Origin of the sequence: Paenarthrobacter aurescens (assembly GCF_025421775.1) — a bacterium.
Taxonomy (GTDB): Bacteria; Actinomycetota; Actinomycetes; order Actinomycetales; family Micrococcaceae; genus Arthrobacter; species Arthrobacter aurescens_B.
Map to the genome: position 1 here is coordinate 80793 of NZ_JAOEFX010000010.1, position 19897 is coordinate 100689.

10 protein-coding genes and 1 pseudogene are annotated in these 19897 nt (G+C 65.1%); 1 reads left to right on the plus strand and 10 read right to left on the minus strand.

From position 1 onward, the window contains the following. Positions 1 to 4 precede the first annotated feature (4 nt). From N7568_RS19430 to N7568_RS19475, 10 genes and pseudogenes are all read right to left on the minus strand, one after another. Positions 5 to 835, minus strand: coding sequence for a DNA-formamidopyrimidine glycosylase family protein (locus N7568_RS19430; protein ID WP_261611422.1), 831 nt, complete (start codon positions 833 to 835; stop codon positions 5 to 7). Then, entirely contained in the window at positions 828 to 5813 is a 4986-nt protein-coding gene (locus N7568_RS19435; RefSeq protein ID WP_261611423.1) for an Lhr family ATP-dependent helicase, read from the minus strand. The genes N7568_RS19430 and N7568_RS19435 overlap by 8 nt, the downstream gene beginning before the upstream one ends. A gap of 55 nt (positions 5814 to 5868) precedes the next feature. Then, positions 5869 to 6501, minus strand: coding sequence for a DUF4232 domain-containing protein (locus tag N7568_RS19440; protein ID WP_261611527.1), 633 nt, complete (start codon positions 6499 to 6501; stop codon positions 5869 to 5871). Between the two features lie 105 nt (positions 6502 to 6606). Then, on the minus strand, positions 6607 to 7347 hold the full coding sequence (locus tag N7568_RS19445; protein WP_261611424.1) for a YcnI family copper-binding membrane protein: 741 nt from the start codon (positions 7345 to 7347) through the stop codon (positions 6607 to 6609). A 121-nt stretch (positions 7348 to 7468) separates the two neighbouring features. Continuing rightward, positions 7469 to 8089 carry a hypothetical protein gene (locus tag N7568_RS19450; protein ID WP_261611425.1) on the minus strand — a complete coding sequence of 207 codons (621 nt, stop codon included), beginning with the start codon at positions 8087 to 8089 and terminating at the stop codon, positions 7469 to 7471. A gap of 154 nt (positions 8090 to 8243) precedes the next feature. Further along, positions 8244 to 8534: pseudogene (locus N7568_RS19455) on the minus strand (SRPBCC family protein); the annotation flags it as partial. A 144-nt stretch (positions 8535 to 8678) separates the two neighbouring features. Continuing rightward, positions 8679 to 10661, minus strand: a complete 1983-nt coding sequence (locus N7568_RS19460) for a serine/threonine-protein kinase (protein WP_261611426.1) — start codon at positions 10659 to 10661, stop codon at positions 8679 to 8681. 74 nt (positions 10662 to 10735) lie between these two features. Further along, a complete protein-coding gene (locus tag N7568_RS19465) occupies positions 10736 to 15025 on the minus strand; it encodes an FtsK/SpoIIIE domain-containing protein (RefSeq protein ID WP_261611427.1) in 4290 nt (1429 codons plus the stop codon). Between the two features lie 57 nt (positions 15026 to 15082). Continuing rightward, the gene (locus tag N7568_RS19470; RefSeq protein ID WP_261611428.1) at positions 15083 to 16426 is read right to left on the minus strand and encodes a hypothetical protein; all 1344 of its coding nucleotides are present in this window, start codon (positions 16424 to 16426) and stop codon (positions 15083 to 15085) included. Beyond that, positions 16423 to 19284: a hypothetical protein gene (locus tag N7568_RS19475; RefSeq protein WP_261611429.1), complete on the minus strand. Its 2862-nt coding sequence runs from the start codon at positions 19282 to 19284 to the stop codon at positions 16423 to 16425. The genes N7568_RS19470 and N7568_RS19475 overlap by 4 nt, the downstream gene beginning before the upstream one ends. 235 nt (positions 19285 to 19519) lie before the next feature. Between N7568_RS19475 and N7568_RS19480 the strand changes: the two genes are divergently transcribed. Further along, complete coding sequence (locus N7568_RS19480; protein WP_026547649.1) at positions 19520 to 19801, plus strand: hypothetical protein; 282 nt, start codon at positions 19520 to 19522, stop codon at positions 19799 to 19801. The last annotated feature ends 96 nt before the right edge of the window (positions 19802 to 19897 follow it).

Sequence of the window (19897 nt, forward strand, 5' to 3'; positions counted from 1 at the left end):
GCAGCTATGGGGCCGGTTGGCAGCGAGGACAGAAATAGATATCCCGTTCCTCAGTTCCGTCCGGGCCAGCCAGGAGGCCGCGCCGGACGGTGGTGCCGCAACGCCTGCATGGTTGGCGTTCCCTGCCATAGACCCAGTAACCGGGCCTCATGGCGCGTGGGCCTAGAGTGGTCCGGCGGCCAGGACCAAGGTTTTCTCCCAGGAGACGCTTGGCGTCGTTCACGGTCTTGGCCAGATCAGGAACTTCTCCGAGGGGCAGGGCGGGGTGGATGCCGGAAAGGAAGCACGCTTCGCAGCGGTAGATGTTGCCGATACCGGCAAGCTTCCGCTGGTCCAACAATGCGAACCCCACGGTGGCGTCCGGTTCGGCCCGGAGCCTGCGCAGTGCTTCCTCTTCGTCCCAGTCCGGGCCGAGCAGGTCCGGTCCCAGGTGGCCGACGATCTTGTCTTCCTCAGCTGTGGGCACCACTTCCAGGATGCCCAGCGAGAATCCCACCGCGTCTGCCGAGGCTGTGCGGAGCACGCAGCGGGCCGTGTGGCCGGGTTTGGTCCAGCGACCACCCGGCGGATAGATCATCCAATTGCCCTCCATTTTGAGGTGGGAGTGGATGGTCAACGCCCGGGGCTTCCTGCTGGCGCCGGGTTCCTCGTCAACCGGGCCGGTGAGGCGCATGAGCAGATGCTTGCCCCGGGGGACAACCTCGGCCATGGTCCAGCCCGCCAGGTTCAGGGTGGCGAAACGGGGCACACGGAAGTCGGAGGCAGTAATGGTTTGCCCGGCCAAGGCCTCGTTCAGACGCGAGGCGGCTCGCCAAATGGAATCGCCTTCAGGCACGGATCCGGAGTCCCTTCGGGGTGGAGTAGGCGCCCGCGGCTGCCAAGGCGACCGCGATAGGGGTTTCCAGGAGATCGTGGCCGTTGACCTTCTCCATGAAAAGCTTGTCCACGGCACCGCGGCGCACCACATCCACCAACGCCTGCGCCGCGACTGACAGCACGGCCTCGTCATTGCTGAAGGTGAGCAGCGTCTTGCCGCCGCGTTCCACGTAGAGGACCAGGGCGCCGTCGACCATCACCACCAGCGCTCCTGCCTTCCGCCCTGGACGGTGCCCGGAACCGGCATCCACGGACAGCGCAGGCCAGGGAAGTGCGGCCCCATAGGGATTGGCCGGGTCTGTTGCGGCCAGCGCCAACGCCGACGGTTCCGCTTTGGAAATGTGGGCATCCTCGGTGAACGACCTCAACCGGTCCACAGTAGCGGGGACGGCAAACTGGGCAGCTCCCAGATGCTCGATGAAGTAACCGCGGCGGCAGCGTCCGGCCTCCTCCAGGCGGGCAAGCACTTTGTACATCAGTCCGAAGCCGCCAATGATGTTCTCGGCCATGACCGAACCACGGGTGACAACCCCGTAGCGGTCCAGGAGCAGTTCTGCGGTGCCACGGGCATGGATGGTGGGGTCCAGTTCCGGAGCGGGCAACGCCGACCAGCGTCCCACAGCGGACGGCGGGGCAGGAGCAATGCCGCCCGTCACGGAGCCGTAGCGGCCACCCGTGAGCCCCGGTGATCCCAGCAGGCCGGTCCCGTGAGAACGGCCCAGCCTGCTCATGCGCGGAGCACGGGCCCTGGGTGCCTTGGCGACCTGTCGGTGTGCTGTCTTTCCGCCCGCGATCATGGCACGGACTGGAGCGAAAGTATCTCCCGTAACTCGTCCGGCCCAGACGAGGTCCCACAGCGCCGTCACCACGGCGTCGTCACTCAGTACCGCGTCCATACCGCCCGCCACCTCCGTGAGTTGACGGAAGAAATAGCCGCCGCCCGCGCTGAAATGCTCGAGGAGCCTCTGTTGGGCGTCCCCGGGCTCGAAGTCGGGGGAGGGATTGAGCGTTAGTTCCGCGGAATCGGCCACGTGCAGGCTGATCCAGCCGTCGTTCCCGGGCAGGGACCCGGCGCCGGACCAAAGGAGCTCGCCGGCTGCCATGAGTTCGTCGAGCATGGCCGGTTTGTAGTCCGCCACCCGGCTCGCGAGCACCAACGGCTCCCACGCGGATGCCGGGATGGGCACGCCGGAGAGTTGGTCGACTGCCGTGATAATGCCGTCGAGCCCACGCAGCGCCTGGCTCCTCGATTTCCCCGGAGTGGTCACGTTCTGCCAAGCGGGGAGGAACCGGCCGTAAGCGGCGGTGTCCACGGGCTCCACTTCGGCCCGGAGTGCAGCAAGAGAGCGACGGCGCAGCTTCCGCAGGACCTCGGCATCGCACCACTCACTGGACGGCGGGGCGTCAATGGTCATGATTTCTGCTTCGGCGACCTCAGTGGGCTGCTCCGCAACGGCGTGCGGGCGGAACTCGCCTTCCACCACGCGACCGTCCCCGGCCAGTCGCTTCAGCGCTGTGTTAACGACGGCGACGCCCAGTCCCAGCCTGGTTGCAGCTTCCGACGCCGTGAACGGGCCGTGCGTGCGGGCGTACCTCGAAACGAGGTCACCCAGGGGATCGTCAACAGGTTCGATGAACGCCAGCGGCACTCCCATGGGGAGCGGTACACCGATTGCGTCGCGGAGCCGGGCCGCATCCTCAATGGCAGCAAAACGCTCGACGCCGCCGATGGTCACTTTGAGCGCACGGTTGGCTTTCTGGAGGGCGGCGAGGTGGGATCCGGCGTCGGCGACCGTGCCTGGCGGCGCGGCCGGCGGCGTTGCCTCAACGTATTCCGGATCCTCTGGGTCCTTTGGCTGGTCCAGCCTGTCGGGCTGCAAGGCGGCTTCAGCAGGTTCCACGCCCTGCAGTCGATCCGCTACTTCCGCAACGCTGAGTGGGCCCAGCAGCCGGAGAAGATCAGCGACCCCCTCCATCCCACGAACCCGTCGGTCGGGGGCCAGCCGCTGCAACTCCAGTTCAGTGGAATCGATGACGGCTGCGTCCAGGAGCTCGCGCAGTTCCACCCGGCCAAGGAGTTCATTGAGGAGCGTGGAGTCCAAGGCCAGGGCGGCAGCCCGGCGTTCGGCCAAGGGGGAGTCGCCCTCGTAGAGGAACTGGGCCACATACCCGAACAGCAGGGACTTCGCGAAGGGCGATGGTTGCTGCGTGGTGGTCTCCACGATCCTGAGTTCCCGGCGTTCCACGGAGGCCGCAATGTCCTTCAGCGCGGGGAGATCGTAAACATCCTGCAAGCATTCGCGCACCGTTTCGAGCACGATGGGGAATGAAGGGTACTTCCGGGCGACATCCAGCAACTGGGCCGAGCGCTGGCGTTGCTGCCACAGCGGTTGTCGTTTGGCTGGATTCTGGCGGGGCAGGAGCAAGGCCCGGGCAGCACACTCGCGGAACCGGGATGCGAACAGCGCGCTGCCGCCCACCTCTGCCGTGACGATTTGCTCAAGTTCCTCCGGGTCAAAGAGGAAGAGCTCAGCGCCGGGCGGCTCGTCTTCCATCATGGGGACGCGCAGCACGATGCCGTCATCGGCTGCCATCGCAGAACCGTCCAGGCCGTAGCGCTGGTGAAGCCGCTGGCCCACGGCCAGGGCCCACGGCGCGTGGACAGGCATTCCGAAGGGGCTGTGCAGGACTACGCGCCAGTCGCCAAGCTCGTCATGGAACCGCTCCACCACCAGTGTTCGATCACTGGGGACGATTTCCGTGGCTTCCTTTTGCTCCCTGAGGTACTGAAGGAGGTTGCCGGCGGCGAAGGCATCCAATCCGCTGGCCTGGCAGCGCTCCATGGCGGGGGCCTCATCGGCAGCGGAGAGTTCGCGGATGAAGGCACCAAGAGCCCGACCGAGGTCAACGGGACGACCGAGGGAATCTCCCTTCCAGAAAGGGAGTTTGCCCGGTTGGCCAAAAGCAGGGGAGACCAGCACACGATCGTGGGTGATGTCCTCGATTTTCCAACTGGTGGCTCCGAGGGCGAAGACGTCGCCCACCCGGGATTCGTACACCATTTCTTCGTCGAGCTCGCCGACGCGTCGTCCGCCCTTGGCTGCTCGGGCGGAGGCTGTGGGTTCACCTCCGTCAGGGCTGGGTGAGGACGAGCCTTCAACCTCGGTGCCGATAATGTACACGCCGAACAAACCACGGTCCGGGATGGTTCCACCGGAGGTCACCGCAAGACGCTGGGCCCCCGGCCGGCCCTCGATGGTTCCGGCGTGCCGGTCCCAGATGATGCGCGGCCGGAGCTCGGCGAATTCGTCCGAGGGGTAGCGGCCAGCCAAGAGGTCCAGTGTGGCTTCGAACGCGGACCGCGGCAGGCTGGCGAACGGTGCCGACCGACGCACCGTGCTGAACCAATCCTCGACGTCGATACTTCCCAAAGCGGTTGCCGCGACGGTCTGTTGGGCCAGGATGTCCAACGGGTTGGCAGGAATGCTCAACCGCTCGATTTGCCCACTCAGCATGCGCTCAACCGTGACGCTTGTGTGCAGCAGATCGGCGCGGTGCTTGGGGAACAGTACGCCCTCGGAAATTTCGCCCACTTGGTGCCCGGCCCGACCCACGCGTTGGAGGCCGCTGGCCACTGACGGCGGCGACTCCACCTGGATGACCAGGTCCACGGCGCCCATATCGATGCCGAGTTCCAGCGACGAGGTTGCCACCACGCAGCGCAGTCTGCCGGATTTGAGGTCGTCCTCAATCATGGCCCGCTGGTCCTTCGACACCGAGCCGTGGTGCGCGCGGGCCAGCACCGGATCGGCGCCGCTGGTGCTGCCGGCTTGCGCCATCATGTGGGCCGGCGTGGCCGTCGACGCCGGGACGCCTGGTGCAAGATCGCCGGGCGTCGTCCCGGGACCAGCCCATTCGCCGCCGCCCACCGCCATCAACTGGCGTTCTGCGTAGATTTCGTTGAGCCGTGCCGTCAGGCGCTCGGAAAGGCGCCGGGAGTTGGCGAAGACAATAGTGGACTGCTTGGAAAGGACCAGATCGACGATCTGTTCCTCCACATGCGGCCAGATGGAGGCTTGCGGTTGTAACCCGGAGGCGGGCCCGGAATCGAAGGCCCCGGCGGCACCCTGCAGGTCCGACATGTCCTCCACAGGCACGGTGACCGTGAGGTTCCAGTTCTTTTTGGACGGTGGAGCCACGATCTCCACGGGAGCTTGTCCGGCAAGGAACTGTGCCACCAACTCACGGGGCTGGACGGTGGCGGAGAGGCCGATTCGCTGGGCAGGCTTTGGCAGCAGGGCATCCAGGCGTTCCAAGGAAACGGCCAAATGCGCACCGCGCTTGGTGCCGGCAACGGCGTGTACTTCGTCGATGATGATGGTGTCCACTTCGCTGAGCGTTTCCCGGGCACGGGAGGTCAGCATGAGGAAAAGGGACTCCGGCGTGGTGATGAGGATGTCCGGCGGGTTGGTCAACAGCGTTCGGCGATCTGCCGCCGTCGTATCTCCTGAACGGACGCCGACCGTGACAAGTGGTGCAGGCAAACCCAATCGCTTGGCGGTTTGGGTGATGCCGATCAGCGGCGCGCGAAGGTTGCGCTCAACGTCCACGCCCAGCGCCTTGAGGGGCGAGATATAGAGGACACGGGTTTTGGTTTTGGGGCGTTTGGCGCGGCCTTTGCCATTGGCCGGGACCGTCTCAAGTCCTGGAAGCGTGTCAGTGGGCTTGGAGTGCAGCTTGTCCAGGGCCCACAGGAAGGCCGCGAGTGTCTTACCGGACCCGGTGGGTGCCACCACCAGGGCATGCGAGCCTGAGGAGATCGCGTTCCACGCGCCGTCCTGCGCGGGCGTGGGCTCGGAAAAAGCGCCGAGGAACCATTCCCTGGTTGCCTGGCTGAAACGGCTGATGGCGCCATCCGACGCCTGCGGCTCCTGCATTCCTCCATCATGCCCCACGGCTCCGACAGAATAAGCCGGAGCCGTGGGCAGAGGGTCAGACTGCTTGGAACGCAGTGATCGTCAGGAGCTTGATGCCGGCATTGCTGCAGGCATCGTGAGGTTCTGCGACGAACAACGACGCAGTGTCGTTGGGCGGGTAGATTCGGAGTCCAGCTGCCGGGACCTTGGTGCAATCGCCGTAGTTGCCGGCTTGTGTGTAACGGATTTCAGCCCATGCAGACTTGCCCGGAGCAAGCTCAAACTTGGTAACTGGCGTTGTCGTTTCCCGCGTGGCCGGTTCGCCGATCGGTTCACCATTGGCGTCGGCAGTCAGCGAGACACCGGCGAAGCCTTCCAGAATGCAGGGAGCCGCGCCGGAGTTCGTCAGGATCAACTTCTCGTAGATGCTGCCTGCTGCTCCACCGCCGGTGGAATCGGTGGCGGCAGTCAATGAGGCCGCTTTGCACAGGGTGGCGTCTGCGGGGGCGGCCGACGTAGCTGTGGCGGAAGGCGATGGGGTGGTGGTCGCCGTTGGAGACGGTGTCGCCGAGGCCGACGGAGTCGACGAGGTCGGTGGCGCACTACTGGTTCCCGCCGGGCTGGGGCTTGGCCCACAAGCTGCAAGAAGCAGCAGTGAAGCGGCTGCCGTCGTCGTGACAAGTCCGGTTTTGATGCGCTGAGTCCACATGGGCACCAGCCTTGCGGCGGGTGTGACGCGAGTCAATTCAGCCACGGTGAAGAGATCGGATTGGCGCCCGGATCGTGATCTTCCGGGCGCCAATCCAGCGCTCAACTACTTCGTGGAGTCGGCCTTTGCCACTGCGGGCTTGGCTGCGCGGCTACGGAAGAACGCAGCTCCGCCCAGGCCCAAACCAGCAATGCCGGCGATCAGGCCGGCCCAGCTGCGTGCCTGCGAGCCATCATCGGTGACCGCGGAAGCCTGCTCGGTGGCGACCGTGGCGGCTGCATGGTGGTCACCTTCCGCGGTTGCGGGGGTGATGGTGACCGACGGTGCCGGGGCCTTGAGCTCGTGCTCGTCCTGGCCTTCCTTGGCGATCTCGGACCAATCAGTCTGCCCCTGCTCGCAGGTCTGCAGCGTGGGGAAGTAGATGGTCTTGCCCGCTGCATCCGGCAGCTTGACCGACAGGACCAGTGCATCACGCAGGTGCGGATCCAGCGGAGTCTTTGCCGTGTACACGATCTGGCTGGTCCGCTTGGTGATGGTGGTGCCGTCATCCAGCTTCTTGGGCTCGGCGAGGGTCTCCGTCACCTTCTCCACGGTCCAGTTCGGGTTGACCGTTGGCTGGGCGTCGTTCAATTCCTCGGGGAGTGAGATGGCGACCTTGGTGGTGCCGAAAGTGTCGCAACCGTGCGGGATTCCGAACGTGACCAGAGCGTACGAGTTTGCAGCAGTCTTGTTCGGGTCGGCGGAAACATGCGCTGACGCTCCGGCCAGGCCGGCCATCATCAGGGCGGCGGTTCCGCCGGCAACGGCGGTGGCGGAAAGGGTGCGACGGAGGGCGGACTTGTTCATGGGATTGCCTTTCGGGGGCGCCTGTCTTGGGGCGCGGGGGTACGGGTTTGGGGCCCGTCACCATGCAAAGGCTTTGCGTTTGCGGCGCGCATCTTTGGCGCGCGTTGGGTGCCGGGCGGAACTAAGGAAGTACGACGGCGACGGGCGGGCCGCGCCGGCTGTCTTGCCTGAGGTTCCGCCAAGGGCGGGGGATGAAGACGTCGGGTGCGCCGACTGCGACTGGCGAGGCGCCGGCGTCGGGCCTGAACACTAAAGTGGGCAGGGCGAGCAGCGGCCGCAACCAGGCAGCCAGCTGCCAGAGGGCGTCCTCCCCTTTTGCCAGGATGACTGCAGAAGCAACGGTAGCCAGGACGTGGCCTACAAGCATCATGGTGCCAAAGGCGGTCCCGAGCTCATGGGTGTGGGTCGCTGCGATATCCACCCCGGCGCTCAAGGATTCGCCGCCGAGGTGATGGTTCGCTCCCGGCCCGATTGCCGTGATGGGGCTCAACGCAGTGAAGGCCTCGTGCAGCGCGAGTTGCCCTGCGCCGAGTAGCGCGGCCATGGTGACGAGGTTCAGCTTGAAACGGGTGGCCAGTGTGGCAATCAGCGCCGTCAACGCTACGAGAGCCAGCAAAACCGGAGCCGTGGGAAGCTCCCCGCCGCCCACAACGTGAGCTACTGCGGCAAGAAGCACGACCACCACAGAGATCACGCCGGACCGCAGAGCATGGAAGGGCGCCCGGGGCTGCGATGTGCGCACGGGTCCTCCCTCATCTCTCTGGCCGCTGCCTGACTGTCAGCATCTTGATTCTATCGGGAGTTCGGTGCCGGGCTGGTCTCGGATTGGTGTCTATGTGGATAGGTGCGCCGAGGGGTGGGCTCGCGGTCCAACACGTCGCGCGAAAGCGCCGGAGCTAAGCCCTCGAAGACCGGACGAACGTGGGTCCCGGCGGGTCCGGCACCTTCGCTGCGGATGTGGAACGCCGACGGCGGAGCTCAAGCTTCAGGCTCTCCTCGCCTCGCGCCATGGCCCAGTGGTGGTTGGCTGAGAAGGCCGGTTTGAGGAGCCAACTCAACCTGCGCAGGAGCGGCTTGGCGGCACTGACCCGCCAGTCGTAGGTGATGACAACTTCGGGTCCGTCGGTCTCGAAGGTCCAGCGTCCCGTTCCGTTGAGGTCGCCTTGTGCCGTGAGCGCGAAGCCATTGTTGCCTCCACGGTCCGCAGGTTCCGAGGGTGTCTGATGGCATCCGTAATTAATCTACTCCTGGCTGCGCCGAGGGGTTGACTCCGCTCATCTGAGTGAGCGAAAGGGTTGAGATCCCACCCCTCGCCGGAGATGCAGAGGGAGCTACTCGCCCGAGTTCTCCCGGGAGGTAATGCCGAAGGGCGCGGACTGGAGCTCAGTGAAGTTTCCAACGCTGGCACGCACGGTGCACTGTGGCGTGATCTGCAACGCCGTCACCGTGAGCCCCGAGCTGTCCACTGCCAGCGCCCCACCGCATCCGTCGGCGAACCGCACTCCCTTCTCACCGCCGGTTACAGCGGAGAGCATTTGCGATGGTTTGCCCGAAGCGGGGCTGACGTAGAGCGGATTGAGTTCATCGGCGCCCCCCGCCCACACCGGAACCAGCGTGATTTTCAGGGGGCTGGGCGTGACAACGCGGGCAGGCGTGCGGACCTCCACACCCTTGAGCCGTTGTACCGCGTAGGCCGTGCCTTTGACGGCGGGGTTCTGCGTGGCGGCCGTGGTCGCGGCCGACCCGCTGCGGAGCCAGGCATCCATGGCCTTCTGATCCGAGGGCGCCACCGGCACCTTGGCGGTCAGCTGCACTGATCCTCCGGCGGGGATCTCCACGCCGGACATCTTCCAGCCGCAGGCAACGTCCAAACCGGTGATGGAAGCCTGGTTACGGCTCACCGTGCCACCATCCCACGTCACAGCAGGGCATGCTTCGCCATCTGCCAGCCCAGGGATGACCTCCAGGAACTCACCGGACAACGGCGCTTTCTGTGCCGCGTAGGACACTGTCAAGCGGACCTGGCCGGACGACGGCTCATACGTGGCACTCCGGGAAATCGTGAGTCCAGTAGGTAGGGCCGGGTCTTGCAGCTGCGCTGACAACTGTTGTCCGGGAGGCGTGGGAGCCGCCTGCTGGGTGGTGGGGGACAGGAGAACGAAGCCCACCACCATCACCACGATCAGTATGACCGCGCCACCGGCAAGGAGCAGCGCTTTGCGGGTCCGCCAAAACGGAGTCGAGTCCTTTTCCTCTGCCCGTTCCTCCGCTTGGGGGCGCACCTCGCGGCGCGGCATGGGGCGGGCAATGGTAGCGCTGCCGGCCTGCCCCAGGTCCGGAGCCGCAGCATCGACGCCGGCACGTGGGGCCGCTGCGAAGGCTGCAAGTTCGTCATCGGTAAAGGCGCCGCGGACGACGGTAGCGGGACGTTCGACGTCGTCGAACTCTTCAGGCGCTGTCCCCCGGAGAAGAGCGGCCTTGCCCGCAAGCCCAGGCGCCAGGCGTCGGAGCGTCGACGCAGCCTCACCGGCCGTGGGTCGCTGGTCGGGGTCTTTGGACAACAGCCGATCCAGGACCCCCCACAAGGCATCGTCCACCGGAATGCGGGGCGGGCGCGAAGAGACATGGCGGTAAGCAACGCTGAAGTCCGTCCCCGGACCTGCAAACGGCGTGCGGCCGGCCAGGAGCTCGTACAGCAGGACTCCGGTGGAATAGACATCTCCGGCGGGACCGGACCGCCCTTGGCTGATGAGCTCGGGAGGCATGTACTGAGGAGTGCCGATCAGGCCTGTCGTCTGGCGGATTTTCTCGCCCACGACGTCGGAAATGCCGAAGTCGGACACTCGCACGTCGCCGCTTTCACACTCGGTCCATGGGCGGGCGAGGAGCACATTGTCCGGCTTGATATCCCTGTGCGTCACGCCCCGCGAGTGGGCGAACGCGAGGGCATCGAAGATTTCGGAGGCCACTTTTACGGCGTCTTCGGAGGGCAGCGGGCCGGCGTCCTTGACGACGTCGCGCAGCGAGCCGCCCGCGATGTAGTCCATGACGATGGCCAGCCGTTCACCCTCCACCACCATGTCCCGAACCGTGACGATGCGGGCGTCCTGCAGACCAAGCAGCACAGATCGCTCTCGGACGAACCTCTCCACCAGGGAGGGATCATCGGCATGCTCCGGACGCAGCACTTTGGCCGCCAGGGTGCGGCCATCGGTTGACGTGACGGTCCAGACTTCGCCAACAGCGCCAGAGCCCACGCGCTCCCCAAAGCGGTAGGACGCGCCCAACGCCTGACCCGTTTGTGCCAATTGCATGTCCGTACTCTCCAAAGCTGTCGATCTGATGTCCGGGCCGTCCCGCGGACCCCTGCAAAGTGTCTGCTGTTGGTTTAGCTCCCGGGGCTTACCGACTGGATGAGCGACACTTGCCCGCCCACCCCTATGTACCCGCGTCCGGCGGTCAGCGCCACGGGGGCCTTCCGCGGAAGTGTGGTACCCAGCAGTTCGCCGTCGTAGTTGACGTCGGGCTGGAGCACCAGGCCCAGACGGGATTTTCGGATGGACTTGGTCCAGTGACTGTACAGCCCACGGATGTCAGCGGCCCGACCTGAGGCAATAATGCAGAGCCCCGGCGGCCCGGAGGCTACGATCCCCGCAATGGACTGATCGGTGTCCTCGAAGCGTTCGGCGTCGTCGATCAACAGGAACACCGGGCCGCGCTCGATCCGCAGTGAGGCCAACAATGCAGGCACCTCGTCCGCGCCTACCGCTATCCGGTCCAGATCAGCGGTGGCCAACGGTGAGCGGCGGTCGCAGATGCCCCAGACCTGGGCCGGACCGCGGGAAGTGGCTACGCCCCGGACAGCCTCGGCCAGGGCCAACAGCACGGTGGACTTACCGGAACGGGCCGGCCCGGCAATCAGGGCGTGCTCGCCCTCATAAATTTCCAGGAAGGCCGGTGCGAGGTCCGTTTCGCGGATTCCCACGGGGATATGCCATGGCTCGGTCTCCAGTTGCGGCTTCACGCCCAGATCCGCCATGGTGACGTTGGTGGGCAGGCTCCGGATCGCCGTAGTCTTCGCCGGTGCATCTGCCCAGCTCTGCCGGACGCGATCCACAGCGGCCTCCAACCCGATTCCGGGTGTGGCAACGTGCATTTGCAGGGAGGTCCGAGGGTCCACGCAGCGCCCGGGGAGTGCCGCGGGGACATTCTTGGCCCGCACGCCCAGCGAGGAGTAGTCGTAGTTATCGGCGAGCCGGAAAAGCCACTTCTGGAGCGTTACTTCATTCATCACAGACGGAACCGCTTTGGCGCGGGTGGTGGTCACGGCAAAGGACAGGCCAAGCGCCGGGCCGTCGGCGTATGCGCGGTACAGCAGGCCCAGAAGTTGCTGTCCTTCAAAGTCCTGGAATTCGTCACGGAGGGATGCCAGGCCGTCAAGCAGCACCACCATGCGGCGATGCGTACCCGGTGCCGCGCGGCGGCTCTCCAGCTCAGTGCTCAGATGGCGTAGGAAACGGGCTTGCTGCTCCTTGGCGCCGGCACCCGTTCCTACGTATGCCACGGTGTGCGGCAGGCGTTTCAGCATCTCAAGGTCCCCGGAGCCCATGTCCAGAACCATCAGATCCAGCTCGGTTGGATCTGCCTCCCTGGCGAGCGTCAACGCGATGGACGCCAGAGTGGTGCTTGTGCCGGAGCCTGCCACACCCATCAGCATCAGGTTGCCCACGGACATGTCCCATCCGGTTGCGGACTGACGCTGCAGTTCGGGCTCGTCCAGCAGGGTCACCATAACGGTGGACCCATGGACGCGGCCCACTGTCGGTAGCCCTGGGGTGGAAGCGTGCACCGGAGAGGCTTCCGCCACGAACCCGTCCAGCTCCACGCGTTCGCCCAGCGCTTCTGGCCAAACCTGCCGCGGAGGGGCGAAGCCAGCCTCTGTATTGGCATCGACAACGGCGTCGATGAGGAGATCCAGATCATTCTCGTCCACTGCCGCGGACCGTGGAAGGACAGGAGCGGGGGCGGGGACACCGAACTGCCGGATGTCGCGAACATCGACGGCGGGACCGCCGTCGAGCTGTGCCTGTCCGGTGACCAGCGCCGTCTGGACGGGCGTGATGTCGTCCTGGCCGAGCTTCACAAAGGCGCGGCCCATCTGGGCCCTGCCGATGGCCGAGGCAGCTGGGACGCCAATAACGTTGTTGGAGTCGTCGCGGCTCTGGACGCGCAGCGCCACCCGCAGGTTGGTGTTCGCGAGGATGTCGTCGCTCACCACACCGGCCGGGCGCTGCGTCGCCAGGATCATGTGCACTCCCAAGGTGCGGCCCACGGCGCCAATGCTGACTAGGGCCGTGAGTACGTCCGGGAAATCCTTGGCCAGCATGGCGAACTCATCCACCACCAGGAGCAAGCGTGGCATCGGCTCGGCCGGGTTCGTTGCCAAATAGGCGTTGAGGTTGTCGATGCCCTCGCCTGCCTCGGCGAAAACCCGCTGGCGTCGCTCCATCTCTGCTTCCAAAGCGATCAGGGCGCGGTCTGCCAACTGTTCGTCCAGGTTGGAGATGGTTCCGATGGTGTGCGGCAGGCGTTCACAGGCCTTGAAGGCAGCACCCCCCTTGAAGTCCACCAGAATGAAGTTCAAACGGGTCGGATCGTTGCGGGCAGCGAGGCCGGCTACGAGGGAGCGCAGGAATTCAGACTTTCCGGAGCCGGTGGTGCCGCCCACCAGCCCGTGCGGACCGTCCTTGACCAGGTCCAGGGTGAGTGGCCCGTTTTCGCCGGTACCTATAGGTGTGGAAACGCCGGTGGGGGCCTGCCACATCCGGCGGATCGTGGCCGCGTCGGGGCGCTCGTAGCCAAGCAGGCCGGGCATCCGCACCAAAGCGGGCAAGGAGGCCCCGGGAACGCTGAGCTCAGGATCGTCGAAGTGTGCCAACCGTGTGGCGCAGCGCAGGGATTCTTCGTGGTCGAGGCCTGCCAGGATGACGTCCTCCACACGGGTCAGGTCCTCAGGCTGGTCAACGGTGGCTGCAGCATCCGTCCCAACCCTGATGATGGTGGTGCAGGACGCAGGCAGTTGTTCCTCTGACGTCGCTATGACGATGCCCGCCACGCGTGGTGGGCGCTGCTGCGGGTTGACGTGGCCACCGGGAACGGAACGCCCCATGCCCAGCAAGGCGCGTGCAGGGGCGTCCCTGCCCTCTGTCAGTACGTCGGAATCGAGGACCACCATGAGCGCTGGAGTGGGCAATTCCTCCACGGAGTCCTTCAGCATGCGCAGCATGGCCAGGCTGGTCTCACGATGCGCGGACATCCAGCGGTCGCCCGTGCTGCTGCCGGTTTGGCGTGTGTGGGGGAGCCAGGAGGCCCATTCCCATTCATCGGCCCGGCCGGCGTCGCAGAAAACGCCGATCGTCAGATCTGCTGGACCAACATGCACCGCAGCCTGGGCTACCAGGGACCGGGCCAGCGCCAAGGCCCCCTCCCGTGAGCCCACAATGCCTACCACCCCGGCGTCGGTCAGGTCCACCAGTACGGGAGCTGCCAGGAGACGGGCTGCCGTGAGGGTTTCCTTGACTTTCTCGTCCGGGCGCGAGCCCGCAGCACGGTCAACTTCAGGTTTCCATGGCACGTCACCCGTGCCCGCGTGCAGGGCCAGGAAATCGTCCGAGTCCGCACGGCGCTGCCACAGTGATGTCGCCGGAAGTGCCGGACGGCGGACAACCGTAGCGGGATCGGGGACCATCTTGTGCCGGCGGGCGGTCTCCACCTCAGCGGCTGTACGGATCTGTTGCTCAAACTCCTTGAGCGCTCCATCGAAGCGCTCTGCCTCTTCCTTAAGGCCGCGGGCATGGCGGCGCTTTTGCTCGAACCACATGCCCACCGCCATCACCGGACTGAGCATGGCGAACATCGCGAAGCGCATGTCCCTCAGGATCATCACCATCGCAACGGCCATGACCAGCGGCGCCAGCACTGTGATGTAACTGAATTTGTTGGCTGGCGGGACGTCCTTGCGGCTCGGCGGGACCAGAGGATCTCCGGCCGGTGCACGGCCGGGACGCGGCGGCCTGTTAAAGGGAGCAGTGGCTGCCGGGGTCAGGTTGTGCAGGCTGCCTGGCGCGGGAGCGGGGGTCTCGTCCAAGGCGGGGCGGAGGAGAAGGACCGTGCCACCTGCCGTAATGGTGGCCGTTTGAGTGACCAAAACCCCGTCCTCGCCCACAGGTTCCCCGTTGACCAAGGTGCCGTTGGTGGAACCGCCATCCACCACGCGGAGACCCTCCTCTTCGCGGCGAAGGCGGAAATGATCCCAGGACGCGCTTTCGGTCGGGAGGCTGAGATCGGCGTGGGGTGACCTGCCGATGAGCATGTCGCGGCCTTGAGGAACGTCAACCACGCCACCCGTTCGCTGACCGCCGGCCAGCGTGAGGCTCCAACCACGGACGCGGTGCGGGGCGGGCCACGGCGCGCGTGAAATGCGGCTGCCCTCCAGCAGAATCAGCTCGGACAGCGGCGTGGCGCCACGAATCTCTGTTTCGTTGACGAACACAGGTTCTTCAGGGGCAACACGGGGTCCGCCGGCGGCTTCCACTAAGTCGGACAACGTCGTGGCGGGCGCAGCATGGGCAACCTCGCACTCGAAACGACGATCGTCCAGGTCGATCAGCACACGCATCGGGCGCTCCTCCTGTGGTGGAACTGTTCCCCTCAGGCGTGGGGACAGAAAGATTGATTAGGGGCTGGCTGGCGCCGGTACCCAGACAAGCCGTGGGGCGTTCTCGTCTGCCGGACGAAGACCGAGATCCTGAGGTGACGCGAAGACGGGGATCGCATCAGCGGTCAGTGCCTGGGATTGCGAGAAGTCCAGCGATGGTCCCGCGAGGCCCTCCCCGGCTCCGAAGGACATGGTGCGAAGCGATGCTCCGACCTTCGCTGGATCGTTGCTCCCGGCGAGGGCAGCTGCCCGGACCAAGGCCACGACGGCGTCATGGCTGCGTGCGTCCGCGGCCCAGGCGTCCGCCGAGAATGGGGTATCGTCCGTCAGGTTCTTGATCTCCGGGTTTCCGCCGGCCAATCTAATGCCGGAGAGGAATGCGGACATTCCCCGACCTTGGGCGTCCTGCTGGAGCGCGACAGCATCGCCCGTTGCCGGCGCAATGCTGACCAACTGTCCTGAAGCAGTGCCGTCCAACTCCGAAAGCGATGACGCGAACGCGGGCGTAGTGGCGCCGTCGGGAAGTACCAGTGGAACTGACACATCGCGTGACTGGAGGGCTTGGACCAGCCGCGCCAGGCGCTGCGGCGTTGCCGCCGACACCACAACAGCGTCAGCCGGGTTGGCTATCCGTATGCCTTCAGCATCCGCCGGCGCGTCCTTGGCCGGAGGACGGAGCTGGTCGCCAGTACGGATGGCGGCTTCCTGGGCAAGGTCGGCTACCTCGGAGAAGCCATCCAGCGTCAGTGTGTCAGCGGGAGTGACGGATGCCGGGACCCGGCCGCCGTCGTTGACCAGCAGCACACGGCTCTTGCCGGCAAGAGCGGTGCCCAGGGCGGCCTGGACAGAGGTTGCCGTAGGTCCAGTGGTCCACGTGGTTTGAGCTGGTTCCGAAGCTTCCGAGTAGGGCAGGATGACGGGGAGACCCCGCTCCTCAGCGGCCTTCGTGGCAGCAAGGGCCTGAGGTCCGGTGCTTGCCACAACGATGCCGGACACACCTTGCTCGGAAAGAGTGCCGACGGCAGCACGGGCCCCGTCTTCGGTGCCTTGGTCATTCTGGGTTGGGAGGGCGACTGTCGCCCCGCTTTGGGCGAAACGCTGTGCCGCCACCACGGCACCCTGTGCTGCGCGGTTGTATTCGGTACCTGGCTCCCCGGACTGGCCGAACGTCATGACGACGCCGATCGAAAAGTCTGCCGGCAGGCCGTCAGCTTTCAGGGCAACAGGAACTGTTGCCGCCACAGGATCGGGCCGGGGAGCTTCCGTGGGGCGGTTCAGGGTCATGGTCAGGACCACAGCAGCAGCAATCACGACGGCGGCTCCCGCGGCGATCAGGGCGAAGAGCCGGTTGCGGGGGTTCACGCGTTGCCGCCGATCTTCAGTGTGTACAGCGTCTGCGACGTCGCACCTGCAGGTACCTCGAGTTTGAACGGCGGCAATTCATCCACCGCGGTGAGCGAGGCCTTGAACTGGGCCTGGCGCAGGAGAAGTCCTGCAACATCGCGGGATCGGATGTTGGCGTAGCCTTCAGCGTTCTGCGTGGCCAACGCCAGTTGGAAGTCCGCTGTGTCCGCTTTCGCCGCGCTGGTGGCCATGGAGCCAAGCAGGCCCGAGCCGTTGACCGCGCGGTCACCAAGGTCCAGCATCACTTTGTTAAGGCTTGAGGCGAGAAGGGCGCTGGCGCCTTCGACGTCGCGGGTGGAGCCGGATGTGCTGGACGCAATGTTCTCCAGCGAGGACTGTGTGCTCTTGGACAGGGCAGCTGTGAGGTCACCGCTCTGACCCAGGAGTTCGTCGCGCTGTTTGTTGACCGTACCCTCGGCGTCCTTCACAACGTCGTCCGAGGTGGACTTGAGCCCTGAAATGGACCGGTTGAAGGCTGTTGTCACGGCTTCAGAGCTGGCATCGCCAATGTCGGCAACCTGACGCACTTGTTCGCCCACGGTTTTGTAGACCTCGGCAGCAGTTTCGGCGGAAACGTCGCGGAGTGATTCCTTGATCTTTTCGCCAAGTCCGGCCTGCTGCTCTTTCAACTTCGCGAGTGCGGTCGTCACTGTACCGGAGGAGTCAATCGCATCGGCGAGTGCAGCATCCAGCGCCTCAAGTCCCCGCTTGGTGCCATTGACGTTTCCTGTAGCGGCGCCGTCGAGCGTCTTGACGGCCGTCTTGATCGCTTCGAGCTTGGTGTCGGCGTCGTCGAACGTCGTTTCCAAAGCGGTGAACGCCTGGCCAATTGCCTGGTCGGCGGCAGTCGTGTTCGTGGCTGCAAGAACCTCGTCCCAGGCAGCTGACTGACCTTCGAGCCGCACGTCCAAAGGCTCCTTGAAGCCAGGCGGCGGATTCAGCGCAGGTGAGGGATTTCCGTCCTCATCAGTCGGTTCGCACGGCACTGACGTCAAATAGGAACGCAGCCGCTCAACGTCCTTCGCGGACAGCTTGCCCTTGCCGGGGATGAGGCTGTCATCGGAGAGCTTGCACAGCTCGTCCGCCACCTTCTGGTTCTGCTGCAGCATGGAGCCGTTCAGCCAGGTTCCCTGACCGAGTTCGCCCTTGGCTGCCTTGGCATTGGTGGCGATTGCGAGCAGTTTCTGCCGGAGGGCGTCAACGCTGGTCTGAGCTGCGGTGGCTGCTTTCCGCGTCGCGGCTGCAGAGTCGGCGGCGGACTTGATGGCCGTGTCCAGTGCAGCCAGTGCCTTGCTGTAATCCTCGGACGTTCCAGAGCCGTCAAGCATCGCACCGAGGTCGGTGCGCACTTTTTCAAGTGCGACGGCGGAAGTCGCCTGGTCTTTGATCGCGCCTTCGATGACCTGCGGCTGGAGACCTGAGACGAGCTCGTCGCCCTTTTGTACCAGGCCCAGAAGCGCTCCGGTAACTGTCACAGCCGAACCATAAAGGGAGCAGGTCATGGAACCCTGCTCAGCGCATTCCGCTGGCGTGGGGTTTTCCGGTCCCATGGTGGCTTTGAGGGCGCCGGCAACGGTGTCCCGGCAACTTGCGCTGACTTTCGCGTAGGCATCCAGCTGTGAGGACATCGTGAGGACGCTGGAGTACACGGTGGCCGCCGGCGCCGCCTTGGCAACCTCAGCGGTGCAACCGTCACCGGTGATTGGAGCGACCGGGGGTGTGGCGGAAGTGTCGCCCAGCATCGAGTCCACGGCGGAGACCGTCAGCTTCAACTGGGACATGGTGGTGGATTGGGTGGCGGTGGTTGAAGACTCCAAATCAGTGCCGAGAACCTTCAGTTGCTGCTTCAGGTCCGACATCGTCGCAGCCAGTGCCTGGGAGTTATCGCGCAGTTCACCGGCTGTCTTGGCGCCGAGGGTCTGCGACGTTGCCTGCAGGTTCCGGCGAACCTCGGTGATGGTTGACCCGGCCTTGGCCAGGACCGTGTTGACGTCCGATACCAGCGAGATCGTCCGGCGCTGCAGCTCCATTTCCGAGCCTGTCCCGGACGAGAAGGCGCTGGAGAGCACTCCGTTGGCACTGAGGTCCGTGTTAAGGCCAGGCTGAACAGCGACGTCGAATTCGGGAACCTGGAAGTCCTTCACGTCTGCGGCGAGACGCAGCGTCGTGCTCGCACCGGAACGCGGGGGAGCCAGGACCGTGGCCCATTGGACAACTGTGGCGCCGTCTTCGGTACTGCTCAGGACCCCGTTGGTACCTGTGACGCCGTCGGCTGAGCCAGGTGTTACGTCGTCCGCCCGGATGCCGGGTAGTTTGGTCGACGCGGCGATTGTCAGCGGGGCGCCTACCAAAGCGGTGTCGGAGCGGGCCTGGCCGGCGGCGTCGTACTGGATGTTCTGGGGTTTGACGGTGAGGTTCTCAAGCGTCAGGTTGATCTCCACCGGACCGGTGTGGCCTTTTAGATCGGCGAGGTCGGAGCCGGACTTTTCCCCGGCGCGGTATTGAAGGCTCACACGAACCGGCAGTTCGCCCACTACTTGGGCGGCGTCGTAGGTGATGTTCTCGGCCGAGGAATCGCCGGCGGCGGACACCGAGATGGTGGTGCCTTCGATCGTGTGTACCCCGGCGGCCGGGGACAAGCCCACACGGACGCTCTGCAGGAGCTTTACGGGGTCGGACACCGGCTCCGGCTTGGGAGTCTGGGTGCAAGATGTGGTTGCGATCAATCCCAGTGCAATCAGGGCGATGCCCAGAGCACGGCCCGGGGGGATGCGACGCCCCGGGTTGTACTGGTTAAAACTAGCCTGCCTGGGCATGGATCGTCCCCCTCTTTCCGTTCGCGGTGCCTTGAGTATCATAAGGGGTTGCGCTCCCGAATGGAGTAATCCTGTTGCGGGGGTATCACCGCAGGTCACAGTCGTGTCCTGTCTAATGGTATTTGTTTATCTGTTTGTTGGATTTATTGGGTGGTGTTGGTAGTTTAGGCATCGTCTGGTCGCCTGGGTTTGTTGGCTTGGGTGTTGCGATTGTTCTTATTGGGAGGAAAGTTCTATGTCGCGTGTGTTGTCTACTGAGCAGGCCAAGGCTGCTATTGGTCAGGTGCAGTCGATTATTACTGGTGGTTTTACTGATCAGATTTCGGCGTTGGATGCGCAGGGTCGTGTGTTGTCGGATCCGAATGTGTGGGATGGTCCGTTGGCTGCTGAGTTCCGTGGTTCGACGTGGCCGGAGACGAAGGCCGCTTTGGATAAGGCCAAGGAAGAGCTGGAGCAGTTGCGGGGTCAGTTGCAGAAGATTTCGCAGGATATTTTCTCTGCTGGTGGCGGGGCCTGATTCTTTTTTGGTGTGAGTGTGGGGGCCGGGTGATCGTGCCGCGTTGATGCGTGGTGTGGTTGCCCGGCCGTTGCGCTGTGTTGTTGTTGCACCGGC

Bases quoted from the DNA above. Each gene is read 5' to 3' on its own strand.
- N7568_RS19435 (WP_261611423.1), bottom strand. From the start codon at position 5,813: ATGCAGGAGCCGCAGGCGTCGGATGGCGCCATCAGCCGTTTCAGCCAG.
- N7568_RS19440 (WP_261611527.1), bottom strand. From the start codon at position 6,501: ATGTGGACTCAGCGCATCAAAACCGGACTTGTCACGACGACGGCAGCC.
- N7568_RS19445 (WP_261611424.1), bottom strand. From the start codon at position 7,347: ATGAACAAGTCCGCCCTCCGTCGCACCCTTTCCGCCACCGCCGTTGCC.
- N7568_RS19460 (WP_261611426.1), bottom strand. From the start codon at position 10,661: ATGCAATTGGCACAAACGGGTCAGGCGTTGGGCGCGTCCTACCGCTTT.
- N7568_RS19465 (WP_261611427.1), bottom strand. From the start codon at position 15,025: ATGCGTGTGCTGATCGACCTGGACGATCGTCGTTTCGAGTGCGAGGTT.
- N7568_RS19475 (WP_261611429.1), bottom strand. From the start codon at position 19,284: ATGCCCAGGCAGGCTAGTTTTAACCAGTACAACCCGGGGCGTCGCATC.
- N7568_RS19480 (WP_026547649.1), top strand. From the start codon at position 19,520: ATGTCGCGTGTGTTGTCTACTGAGCAGGCCAAGGCTGCTATTGGTCAG.